Origin of the sequence: Mycobacterium timonense (assembly GCF_025821985.1) — a bacterium.
GTDB lineage: Bacteria > Actinomycetota > Actinomycetes > Mycobacteriales > Mycobacteriaceae > Mycobacterium > Mycobacterium avium.
Genome location: NZ_JACKSY010000030.1, coordinates 1 through 8703, shown reverse-complemented (window position 1 = coordinate 8703; position 8703 = coordinate 1). Strand labels below are relative to the sequence as shown.

Below are 8703 nucleotides of genomic sequence, written 5' to 3'. Positions count from 1 at the left end.
GAACCAGCGCGCCAACGCCGGCTCATGATCGGACCTACTGACATTCAGATCATCCTCGGGAAGGTGCGCCCACTTTCACGCCCCCACCCCGAGGCTCATCCACAGGTTCTGATCATTGCTCGTCCGGGGCGACCGCCGTGCAGATCGTGTGGTCGTCGCGGCGCGGGTCACGCTCAATCGAGCACATCGGTTCGGCCCACGATGAGGCCGAGTTGGCGGCCTTGAAGGCCGCCGCCGCTGAGCGCTTGGCTGCCGGACAAGCTGTGTTGGACCTCGGTGTGGCCGGACTGGCTGGATCGGAGCCGTTGCCGATCACGTCCTCGCGGATGACCCATCTGTGGGATGGGTTGTGTGCGGCTTACCGGGTGCTGGGATTCGAGGCAGTCGGCAAGGGTGACAACGTGTTTCGTGACCTGGTACTTGCGCGGATCATCGAGCCGACCAGCAAGATCGACGCGGCCCGTGTGTTGGGTGAAGTCGGCGTGCAGGCGGCCTCCTATGCCACCGTCAAGCGCCGGCTCCCGGTCTATGCCCAACCGTCGTGGCGGCAGTCGCTGGCGGCGGCATCGGCGCGGCACGCCCGGCTGGGGCCGGCATCGCTGGTGTTGTTCGACGTCTCGACGCTCTACTTCGAAACCGATGCTGGTGACGGGTTCCGCGAGCCGGGATTCTCCAAGGAACGCCGCCTGGAACCGCAGATCACCCTGGGGCTGCTCACTGATGCGACCGGTTTTCCGTTGACGGTTGCGGCGCTCGAGGGGCTTGTCAAGATAACTGTGTAAGGTGTTGTGGCCTTTTATCTTTGGGTCATAGTGGGAGTCGGTCGGGGAATTGGATGGCGAAGGTATTCAGTGCTTCGGTCCAGCGGTAGGTGCCTGGTCCGTGTGTTGATCCTCGTTTCTGGTTGATGTTGCGGATGGCCAAATACAGCAGCTTGAGCGCTGCGGCGTCCGACGGGAACGAGCCGCGGGCTTTGGTGACTTTGCGCAGCTGGTAGTTCAGCGATTCCACGGTTATCTGGAGCGCTGTGATCGAGAAGGGCAGTGACCTGGCGGTTTGCGTCGTGGATGGTGTCGTCGATGCAGCGGTGGCCGATGCCAAGTCGCCGGTCAGCACGGTCCGATTGTTACCGAATTGCGATGTGTTTTGGCTGGTCTGCGGTTCGGAGAGGGTCTGCTGCGCGAACAGGTGACAGTTTTCTCACGCGGCTTGTCTTGCCGGTGGGGTCATGATTGCTTCGAATTCGATCGGGGTCAATCGTCCGAGTGCGGTTTGGCGTCGGCGGCGGTGATAGGTGCGTTCGATCCAGGTGACGATGGCGATGCGCAGTTCGTCGCGGGTGTGCCAGCGGCGCCGGTTCAGGACATTTTTCTGCAGCAGACTGAAGAAGCTTTCCATGGCGGCGTTGTCGCCGGCCGCCCCGACGCGGCCCATGGAGCCGACCATGCCGTGACGGTTCAAGGCGTGGACGAATTTTCGGCTGCGAAATTGCGACCCTCTATCGGTGTGGACGATGCAGCCGGCCACCTGCCCGCGGCGGGCTGCTGCGTTATTCAGGGCGGTGGTCGCAAGCCGTGATTTCATCCGCGAGTCGATCGAATAGCCCACGATACGGTTGGAGAATGCATCCTTGATCGCGCAGAGGTACAGCTTGCCTTCTGCGGTCGAATGTTCGGTGATATCGCTGAGCCACAATCGATTTGGCGTCTCAGCGGTGAAGTCGCGGGTCACCAGATCGTCGTGCACCGGCGGCCCTGGTTTGCCGTTCTTGCCGCGTTTCTTACCGAACACACTCCACCACTGATCGGCGCAGATCCGCCAGGCGGTCCGCTCGGCCATCGACTCACCGACAGCCGCCGCCTCCTGGGCAAGGAACCGATATCCGAACTCCGGATCGTCGCGGTGCGCATCGAAGAGAGCATCAGCGCGATAGGCCTCACCACGTTCGGCATCAGTGACTGGATGGCCAGCCAGCGGTAGTACGGCTGGCGGGCGAGCTTGAGGACCCGGCACGTCACCGTGACGGCGATCCCGCCGGCGGCGAGCTCTTTCACGAGCGGGTAAATCCTTTTCCCGGCAGATTCGACTGCGACAGATACGCCGCCGCCCGGCGCAATACCTCATTCTCCTGCTCTAACAACCGGATTCGCTTACGCGCTTCCCGCAGCTCGGCCGACTCACCGACCGTGGAGCCGGCGCGTTTGCCATCCTCGATGTCGGCCTTATTCATCCACGAATACAACGTCGTGAAATGTATGCCGAAGTCGGAGGCAATCTGCTCCAACCGAACATCAGGATCACGATTGCGCGCGACCCGGACAACATCGTCACGAAACTCCTGCGGATACGGCTTGGACACGATGACATCCTTCCAGCCCAGCCCTCAAAACTAGGCAGATCAGGTGTCACCCATCCGTGCAGCAGACCCAAACGGTGGGGCAGGTCAAGGTGTCACCTATTCGCGCAGCAGACCCGTGGTCGAAAGTGTCAACTCGACTCGATGTGTCAACACCACCCGCCAACGCGACCGCCGCCTCGAGCTCGGGTGCCTGCGTCGGAGGGTTGTTGGGCGCCAGATGTCTAGACGTGCCGCGACCGGGTGTTACTGCGCGTGACCGGCTTTGGCTTCGTCTTCACGGGTCAAGCCCGTGAGCAGGATCAGCTCCTCATGCAGTTCGAACCACACAGTGTGATACGAGTCGATGATCGGACGAGTGAGCCATGCCACGTCGCCCGCTTTGAGCTTTCCCAATGCACCTTCGAGCTTGGCGGCGTAGCTAACAAGCCGAGGGACCTGAGTGGCGGCCGTGGCGATTATCGGCATCACTTTTTGATGTACCCGATCGAGGCGTTTGAGGACAGCGGCGTCATATCCGATGTCCAGGTGGGTATTTGGTTCACCATCCTTGACCTGCCAGTCGGAGACGAGCGCCTTGAAATCGGCGTTGACGCCACGGAAGTCGTCGTAGGCGGCGGCTATCGCCTCTGGGTTGATGGTGGCTCGTTCCGCCGCCAGCAGCACGTTGAGCCTTTCACGCCCGCCGGGGCTGATCCGCAGCATTTTGCCGTTCACCAGCATGCCTGACTGCGTTAGCTTTTCGACGGTCGTGGTTACCTGCGCCGGATCTGCGCCGACGGTAGCGGGCAGGTCCGCCTCGGCGATCCGGCCTTTGAGGCGGACCGCTTGAAGTACCTTAAGTTCAGTCATGTCTGTTCTCATGTGTTAGCGCTAGTGCGGTGAGGATTGTGATCAGAGTGCGACGGCGTCCCCAGCGGCTTGTCCTTCGCATGGAGCAATTCGCCGAGCACCGTGGGGGTGGACCAGGGGAAGGGACATGTTTCTCCTGCGGGTTCGTGCCTAGTCAGCGTCAATTATCCGTTCGACGATTTCGACCCGACCGCTAGATCCGTCGACTCTCAGGATGTCGCCGGTGCGTAGTTGTTGTGAACCGTTTTTGGTGTTGACGACGCACGGAATCCCGAGTTCGCGGGCCACGATCGCGGCGTGGCTGAGGGCTCCACCAATGTCGACGACCAGGGCTTTGGACACGAACATGATTGACGCCCAGCTCGGATCTGTTGTCGCGGCGACCAAGATATCGCCGGGTTCAACGTCATCGTCAGGGTCAGTAATCACACGGGCGGGCCCCTCTACGATTCCCGGACTCGCGCCGACACCTTCGATCACGCTGGTATCTGTACGCTGCGACGTGCCGTCGAGGATAGTCGGGACGGGCTCGCCGATCCATGCGGGAGGAATTTGCAAGGATTTATAGAACGCGTGGCGATCTCGTCGTTTCGCGACGAGATCCCTTGCGTCTCTGGGTAACTGCACGACCTCTCGGGCGGTCAGGAAGAACACGTCCTCGACGTCATCGAGTTGCCGGTGCTCGACCAGGCATTGCCCGATCCGGCGAGCCGCAGCCCGGCCCATGTCCAATGATTGCAGGAACGCCGACTTGCCGATGCCACGCACCGGGATGATCGCTGCGGCAAGCCGAATGACCAGACGCGCGGCGCCTCGGCGGGCGGTCGGCAGCGACGCCAGCAGCTCGGACTCTAGCTGCCTGCGTCGAACGCGGTTGACCTGCTCGGCAAGGTCGGGGTCGGCGTCATCTCCCAGTTGCTTGTAACCTTCGAGGAGCTTGCGCAGCGCGGAATCGTCTTCCCGCCAGACCTTTCCGGAGATCTCACCCTCATGGGGTCCGTGATAGCCGTGGCGCCGCACAACCTCGTCTAAGCTGAGACGACCACGCGACGCTTGCCACATGTCGGTCACCATCGCGCTTTCTGCATGTTCGCCATATCCGCTCATGAACGATGTCGCGTCGCCGAGTCCAGCGTTGGACACGAGTCTGTTTAGCAGGTCATAGATCGGCTGTACGGCACACAGCACGTGGATTCCCTGTTCGCATACGTTGTGCTCGAAACGACGGTGCGCCCTGCAGAACTCAGAAATCGCCTCATCTCGGCTCATGGTCGCGATCCGGCCGACATTTTCGAGCCACCACTTTTGGGTGTCGGCGCTTGCCCGGCGTACCCGGCCGTTGATGGTAGCAAAGCTATACGGAAAACGGACGGCCACAAACGGATAACGTCTCCGACTACGGACGCTGGTCAGCTCGGGAGGCATGGCCCCCACAACTTGCTCGGCGACGGCTGCTCCGGAGGTCCCCGGAAGACGATCACCAATGCCCACGAGGAAGTTGACACGCCCCGCGACGCGTCCGTAGAAAGCGTTGCAGACGCGGTCGAGGGGATCACGGGGGTAGGCGGTCTCGGCTTTGGTCAATGCGCCCATGCTGGCGAACGCGCCGCGTGTGGCCTTCTCGGCCACGGGTCCCCAGAACGTCCATCCCAGAGGTGTCATCACACCGGGCATGGCCTCGCCGAAATTGCTGGTGCTCCAGTAGGCATCCGGCGCACTCACGCTGTGCAACGGATCCCAGTCGTCGAGGGCTTGGGTGACGGTCATCGTCCATCCGATCGAGGTATCTTCTGTGTAAGCAATGCTGGTAAATCGTTGATGTCGTTGGCGCCGGCCCAAGAGGCGAGTTGGGTCAGGTCGGGATCATTCTGCGAGCACGGTTCAACGACCGGGAGCAGGCCCGCGTAGACCAAGCCCGCGCCGCCATCCACGGTGACTTCCTTTCCGATGAGGCGGGCGAGGCTTCCGGGCCCACACCCCACGACCGCTGGTCGGCCCAGCTCGCGGCTCACTACCGCCGCGTGGGACGTCGAACCGCCGAGCTCGGTGACAATCGCCACGCTGGCGACCATTCCATGCACGTCGTCGGGTGAAGTGGTTGGAGTCGCGAGGACCACGTCACGTCCAGCGTCGGCTTGCTCGACCGCCTCGTCGGCCGTGGCGACCATCACTCCACAGCCGATACCCGGGCAAGCAGGCTGGCCGGATGCCACCACGACCGCACTGCGTGCAGCTTCTACGGCTACTCGCGGTCGCAGCATGGCCGCCACATCCGTTGGGGCTATCCGCGCCAGCGCCTCATCGCTGGTAATCATCTCCTCGCGCCATAGCGCGAGGGCGATGCGCACCGTGGCCTCCGCTGACCGTTTGGCCGCACGCGTCTGCAGAAGCCACAGACGCCCGGACTCGACGGTGAACTCGATGTCTTGGACATCACCGGCATCGCGCTCCAGCCTGGCTGCGGCGGCGACCAGCTCGCGGTGCACGGCGGGCTGGGCGGCGGCCAACTCTGACAGTGGCCGCGGGGAGACTTTGCCCGAGACGACGTCCTCGCCTTGGGCGCGCGGCAGCCATTCGCCGTGCACGGTAGGTGCGCCGGTCAGGGGGTTGCGGCTGAACAACACGCCGGTTCCCGACAAGTTATCGATGTTGCCGAAGACCATTGCCTGAACGGTGACAGCTGTGCCGCCTTGATCGCTGAGCCCGTGATGGCGTCGATAGGTTCGAGCCCTTGGCGAGGTCCACGACCGGAACACAGCGGTCGCCGCGGCGACGACTTGAGCAAAAGGGTCCTGGGGGGCTTCTGATCCGACGACGTGGACAAACTGTGTGCGGAATCGCTGACTGATATCGTGGGCGAGTTCGCGCCCGGCTTCGACTTCCAGTGCTGAGATCGTTGTCGCGTTTGTGCCGACGTTGAGGACGGTGTCCATCATCCCTGGCATGCTGCGTGCCGCACCGGAGCGTACAGATACTAGCAGCGGGCGTGTGGTGCCGCCGAAGTTGCGTTGGGTAGCCGCTTCCAGGTGCGCGATTCCTCGTTTAAGAGCCGAGATGGCTGCTTCGGGCAGCACACCCTGCTCGAGGGTGCGCATGCACACACTGGTGTCGAGGGTGAAAGCTGGCGGGACGGCAAGGCCCAGCCGCCGCATGTGGTTGATTGCCCAGGCCTTTCCTCCGACCAGTTCGCGGTCGAGTTCGCTGGAGCCATCTAGCAGGACCATATCCAGGGTCGGCTCCGACAGGATCCGGTCAGTGCGAGCCTTCGCAGGAGTTCTGCTGTGGTGCACGGGTTGGTTTCCTCGCCGCTGCCGTTAACCGCGACCGAGCGAGCGTAGGAACCGCCGCGCCTGGATGCCCGGGAACCATTCGATCGCTTCGCCATACTGCGTGGAACCGTCATCGAGGGTCCACTCGCACAGAGACCAGTACTGCAGATAGCGCGCCCAGGGCACCCACTTGAGGACGTTCTTGCATTGGCCCTCGGCCTGCACCGTCCGGCCGAGCTCGTCGGTGCCTTCAATGACTAAACGCCAGGGGACCCCGTCGGGTCGGCGTTCGACCACCTTCCGGCTGCCGGTGACGACATTTGACACCTTGTCGTCTTTTTGAAGCCACCCGGTGATGGCTGGCTCCACGGTGCCGACGATCGGATCGCTGTCGAGCGGGGCGGTGCCCACGTTGTACATCTGGAAGGCGAAACCCTTGCCGTCGTTGAACCATGGGAAGTCGCCGCGGGGATTGTCCTTGTACAGGCGAGGTCCCCAAGAGTGATCCCGATTCGACCCGCAGTCCACACTGATGTCTTCGCCGTTGATCCGCACGGTTCCGGTGACACGGCCGCCCTGTTCATAGTGGTGCGGCCCCCATTCCTCGGAACCGTCGGGAAACCCGGAGTTGGCCACGTCCATCGTCGCATCAAAGCGCAGGTCAAACTGACATCCGTCGCGATCGTACTGCATGGTGAAGGTCTTCTGGGGTTCGATGCACCGCAAGGTGAGTCCGTTGGGTGTCGAGTAATCGAACATCTCGGTGTTGGTTGAGGAATTCAGTGGCGCGAATTCGAACCAGTCGTGATAAATGCAGTCATACATTTCCTCCCCGCTCGGGTCCCACAGCGCGACACCTGTCATCGAGAAGTTCATGTTGGGGCGATGATTCATGTACACGAAGCCGCTGAGATCTCGCTCGGCAACGTGGAACGGAAACCACGCGCTCTCGTTCCAGAACGGGCTGTCGGTCATCGTGCTGGTATGTAAGTAGTCGTCCTCAGGACGAACGAAATCGACCATTAGCTTCCTCCTCGGTTTTGTTGGTCGGGGCCGCCCCGGTTGGTGTCGCCAGCTTCAGTGGAGGCCCGACGGTCGTCGGGTATCCCGAGGTGGTGGGCCAGGGCCGACTCTGCTCGCGCGGCCCGGCGTTCTGCAGCGACGACGCGGTCGTGTAGCTCGATGAGCAGCTGAGTCGTCACGGGCGCGTCGGCGGGCGGTGGTTCGGGTTCGCAGGCCTCGTTGGGGGACACGCCATGCAGGATGAGCTCCACCATTGCTTGGCTTAGTTGGGCCGGGGTGGCGTTGACCGCGTTGGTCGGCAGGACGGGATCGAAAAGCGCGACTCCGAGGACCATGCCCAGAACCAGGACGTTGGTCGTGCTTGCGCCCACGTGCAGTCCGCGCCGTGCTCCTTCGATCTCCAATTGTGGGACGAGTCGCTGCAGGATTTCGGCAATTTCGGCAGGCCAGGCGGTGCTGTCATCGGGCGTGTCCCAGGGGTTGGGAATGAGCTGATGGCCCTGGACCAGCGCCAGCGCGAGCTCTCGATGCTCACGCAGCAGTCGATAGAGCGGATTGATAAATCCCTCGACTAGTTCTCGCAGAGGCGCCGGTTCATCGATCTGGGCCTCCCATGTCTTTAGATATCCCGAAATCACCTCGCCGAACGGCACCAGCACCGCGGCGCGGAATAGGCCGGCTTTCGATCCGTACCGCCGATAGAGCAGGGGCTCGTGTACCCCAGCCAGTGCTGCGATCTCGCGCGTGGTGCTGCCGGTGTAGCCCTTTAGAGCGAACAGGCGACGCGCAGCGTCGCAGGCGAGTCGATCGACTTCCTCGGCGGAGCGACGGGTCTTGTGCCGCGCTTCCATGCCGGGGCGATTGGCCGTCAGCGTCGGCTGATGACGTGACACTTTCCGCCTCCTGTGTTGTGCGCCAATTCGCGTTCGTCCTTGAAGGTAGCACACGCTTCAGCAATACGTCTATAAGCTAGCAACCCCTATCTAACCTGAATGTCAGGCCAAGATTATCGGCCTAAAAATAGGTTGATATGTCCAGTAAAAAGGCATAGAACCCATACATAGCCCACTAGAAAACTGCGGAGGAATTGTCAAGACCTGTGGATCGGGGTGTTTCAGGCGACCTCCGTTCCGGCTTGCTGATCGCCGTCTGAGGGCGGGGTTGGTGGGGTGATCTCGGTGGGGCGTTCAAGCAGTTTGCCCT

5 protein-coding genes and 3 pseudogenes are annotated in these 8703 nt (G+C 62.3%); 1 reads left to right on the top strand and 7 read right to left on the bottom strand.

Annotation, left to right across the window (positions count from 1 at the left end; all coding sequences use genetic code 11):
• Positions 1–137: 137 nt before the first annotated feature.
• Positions 138–761 (top strand): annotated as a pseudogene (locus H7I87_RS09710) (IS1634 family transposase); the annotation flags it as partial.
• A 46-nt stretch (positions 762–807) separates the two neighbouring features.
• Here H7I87_RS09710 and H7I87_RS09705 read toward each other — a convergent pair.
• From H7I87_RS09705 to H7I87_RS09675, 7 genes and pseudogenes are all read right to left on the bottom strand, one after another.
• Positions 808–1011: pseudogene (locus H7I87_RS09705) on the bottom strand (transposase); the annotation flags it as partial.
• Positions 1012–1200: 189 nt separating this feature from the next.
• Positions 1201–2359, bottom strand: a pseudogene (locus H7I87_RS09700) (IS3 family transposase).
• A 243-nt stretch (positions 2360–2602) separates the two neighbouring features.
• Entirely contained in the window at positions 2603–3208 is a 606-nt protein-coding gene (locus tag H7I87_RS09695; RefSeq protein ID WP_083071811.1) for a MarR family transcriptional regulator, read from the bottom strand.
• Positions 3209–3358: 150 nt separating this feature from the next.
• The gene (locus H7I87_RS09690) at positions 3359–4975 is read right to left on the bottom strand and encodes a PEP-utilizing enzyme (RefSeq protein ID WP_083071810.1); all 1617 of its coding nucleotides are present in this window, start codon (positions 4973–4975) and stop codon (positions 3359–3361) included.
• Positions 4972–6432, bottom strand: a complete 1461-nt coding sequence (locus H7I87_RS09685; protein ID WP_083071809.1) for a pyruvate, phosphate dikinase — start codon at positions 6430–6432, stop codon at positions 4972–4974. The genes H7I87_RS09690 and H7I87_RS09685 overlap by 4 nt, the downstream gene beginning before the upstream one ends.
• Positions 6433–6522: 90 nt before the next feature.
• A complete protein-coding gene (locus tag H7I87_RS09680) occupies positions 6523–7500 on the bottom strand; it encodes a DUF7064 domain-containing protein (RefSeq protein WP_139800246.1) in 978 nt (325 codons plus the stop codon).
• Positions 7500–8393, bottom strand: coding sequence for a TetR/AcrR family transcriptional regulator (locus tag H7I87_RS09675; RefSeq protein ID WP_139800245.1), 894 nt, complete (start codon positions 8391–8393; stop codon positions 7500–7502). The genes H7I87_RS09680 and H7I87_RS09675 overlap by 1 nt, the downstream gene beginning before the upstream one ends.
• Positions 8394–8703 lie beyond the last annotated feature (310 nt).

What these genes read in the sequence shown, in the direction of transcription:
- H7I87_RS09685 (WP_083071809.1), bottom strand. Translation starts at nt 6,432, where the DNA reads ATGGTCCTGCTAGATGGCTCCAGCGAACTCGACCGCGAACTGGTCGGA.
- H7I87_RS09695 (WP_083071811.1), bottom strand. Translation starts at nt 3,208, where the DNA reads ATGACTGAACTTAAGGTACTTCAAGCGGTCCGCCTCAAAGGCCGGATC.
- H7I87_RS09690 (WP_083071810.1), bottom strand. Translation starts at nt 4,975, where the DNA reads ATGACCGTCACCCAAGCCCTCGACGACTGGGATCCGTTGCACAGCGTG.
- H7I87_RS09680 (WP_139800246.1), bottom strand. Translation starts at nt 7,500, where the DNA reads ATGGTCGATTTCGTTCGTCCTGAGGACGACTACTTACATACCAGCACG.